The 2,726-nt window shown below is 41.7% G+C and carries 3 protein-coding genes; all 3 read right to left on the minus strand.

Annotated elements, in window-relative coordinates; translation table 11 throughout:
• Positions 1-84: 84 nt before the first annotated feature.
• Positions 85-921: a tetratricopeptide repeat protein gene (locus WC955_13370; GenBank protein ID MFA5860045.1), complete on the minus strand. Its 837-nt coding sequence runs from the start codon at positions 919-921 to the stop codon at positions 85-87.
• A 144-nt stretch (positions 922-1,065) separates the two neighbouring features.
• Positions 1,066-2,229: an MFS transporter gene (locus WC955_13375; protein MFA5860046.1), complete on the minus strand. Its 1,164-nt coding sequence runs from the start codon at positions 2,227-2,229 to the stop codon at positions 1,066-1,068.
• Positions 2,230-2,246: 17 nt separating this feature from the next.
• Positions 2,247-2,726: glycosidase (locus WC955_13380; GenBank protein ID MFA5860047.1), on the minus strand; the 480-nt coding region annotated here is incomplete at its 5' end.

Consider the following 2,726-nt stretch of genomic DNA (forward strand, 5'->3'; position numbering starts at 1 on the left):
ATTTACGCGCAGCACGCGTTATGCGGCATGCCGCATGGAAACTTAAGTCTAAAGGAGGGGCTTTACAAGAGTTAAAAGAAGTTGCTATATTGTCTGAGTGAGGTCAAACTCGCTGAAAAACTCCGGTATTGCTTTTGAATAATCCTTAATAGCTTTATCAAATAATCCTTTGTTTTCTAATACATACCCCCTATTACTGTATGCTTCAGCATTTTGGGGATCTATTTGTATTGCTTTTGAATAATCCTTAATAGCTTTATCAAATATCCTTCTTTCTCTATAGCTATTACCTCGATTGAAGTACGCTTGTTCTAATTTAGGTTGTATTCTTATTGCCTTTGTATAATCCTCAATTGCTTTGTCAAATAACTTCATTTCGTCATAAGCGTTTCCTCTATTATAATACGTTTGAGCAAATCTTGGATTCATCTCGATAGCTTTTGTGTAATCATCAATTGCTTTATCAAATAGTCTTTTCCTAATATAAACAATACCACGGTTATTATAAGCATCCTCGTACTTTGGATTTAGTTCTATTGCCTTTGTAAAATCTGTTATTGCCTTTTCAAATAATCCTTTTTTTCCATAAATAATTCCTCGATTGTTGTATGCTTCTGGATGTTTTGGATTTATCTCGATAACTTTTGAGTAATCTTCAATCTGTTTGTCAACCAATCCTTTGATCCCATAGACCCACCCTCGGGAATAATATGCATCTGCATACTTTGGATCTATGTTAATGGCTTTTGTATAATTTTCTATTGCCTCATTATACAATTCTAATTCAATTGATCCGTTCCCTTTATTGAAACATTGAAGAGCTGTTATATCTACACCCTGGGTTGGTTCAACCATAATAGATTCTGAAAACGCAGTATTTGGTAGTAAGATGATCAAAAATATGAATATAATCTTTAACATATTTATTATTCTACCAAATATTTGTGGTATGTCAAAACAGGAATTGTTCACGACGGAAGAAAAAATGGAGGTGAGGGGGATCGAACCTCCCTCAAAAACTGTAAGTGAACTAAGTCAACCTCGTCCCCTCCCCGCTCCTAAGTTTTACGCTTTAATCTTGTTTTTCAATTTCAGTGTTATAAGGAAAGACAGTACTATCATCACCCCAACAACGATAAAATGCGGCACTACACCCCAGTTTTCAATCGTAATCCCTGAGAGTATTGGCGCTAACCCCGCGCCGGTCGCACCCGCAGCAATCGCTAACCCCACAAACGTACCCGTATTTTTTTTGAATATACTCCCTATAACCGCAACGATTAACGGCCAAATAACCGCGCAGGCACCGCCGAACATGAGGTATAACACTACCGCTGCACCCGAGTTTTTTACAAACAATAACAACAGTGTTATTGGTACTAACACACCGTAAAGAATGGTTATCATAGTGATTGAATTCCATTGTTCGGGCACTTTGGTTAGTAACAACCTCCCGATGATCATCATCACCCAAAACCCGGAAAGTGTCCACTGCGGTACCGGTTCTGTCGTCCCGAAATAACTTTTCATAGTGTACGGTATCCAGCTTGCTATAGCTGTTTCGTAATATACGTAAATAAACAATAATACGCATAACGCGATGAATACCGGCGATAAAAAGTCGTGCAAGCTCATCTTTTCTTCCGTACCACCAGCAGAGGGTTCAGTTTTTGCAATCCCGTAATCCGCAAATCCTTGCAGTACCAACCCTATGGACGAAACTCCCGCGACGATGTATACCACAACCCGCCATGAAATGTTGTTACCGAACGCCACACCAGCGATAAAACCTCCGGCGATCGCGCCGATACAAAAAAATGCCTGGCTTAACGTCACAATCCCGCGGGTATTATCACTATGCAGTTTTAACATTAACGTCGTCGTTGCGGACTCCATAATCCCGCCCCCGAGCCCCATGATAAACATTATCAGGTAAAACAGTGGCAATATTTGCACTGACGGAAGGGTTAGTAAGCACAAAAAGTTAGCGGCATATCCCGCAATAAAAACAGGTTTTATCCCAAACTTTTCACTCCAGCTATTATTAAACGATGAGGATATCGCGAACCCTATGAAGTACACCCCGAGGATTACGCCCATGAGGTCAGGTTTTATCCCAAAATCCTGGCCGATAATGTACAACCCGGCAATGAACGTGTTGAACACCAGCGCAAAAGATGTCAACCCGACGAATGAGATTAAAGTCAAGCTTTTTTTATTAGAAAACACTACGTACCACCTTTTCGTTATAACGGTTTACACAACAACAACAGGTCATCCACATGCGCAGTTGCGAGGCATTCAACAGTATCCGCTGACCCATAATAAATTTTTACTTCACCGTTATCTTCTAGCACCATACCTCCTGGAAAAATGACGTTATTACGCAACCCGCCGGATACTTCGTATTCCGCTTCCGGCGCAATTAACGGTTCCCGCGAGTACCCAATCATCTTCCACGGTTCGTTGAGGTCAAGCAACACAAGCCCTGCACAGTAGCGTTTCACCCATTTAGGCTCCCACCCGTGCTTTCCCCGCGTATCGTCACGATCAACTGTATGTATCACTGCGAGCCATCCTTTTTTTGTTTTAATTGGCGGTGCGCCGGGACCGATTTTGTCGTTAGCAAACGGGAACTGTTCTACCGCGGCTACGAGATGGCTGTTCCCCCAGTACTTTAGGTCCGGCGAATCGGAGAACCACATATCAAACCTATCTTTCCCCCC

This window comes from Elusimicrobiota bacterium (genome assembly GCA_041658405.1).
Classification (GTDB): domain Bacteria; phylum Elusimicrobiota; class UBA5214; order JBBAAG01; family JBBAAG01; genus JBBAAG01.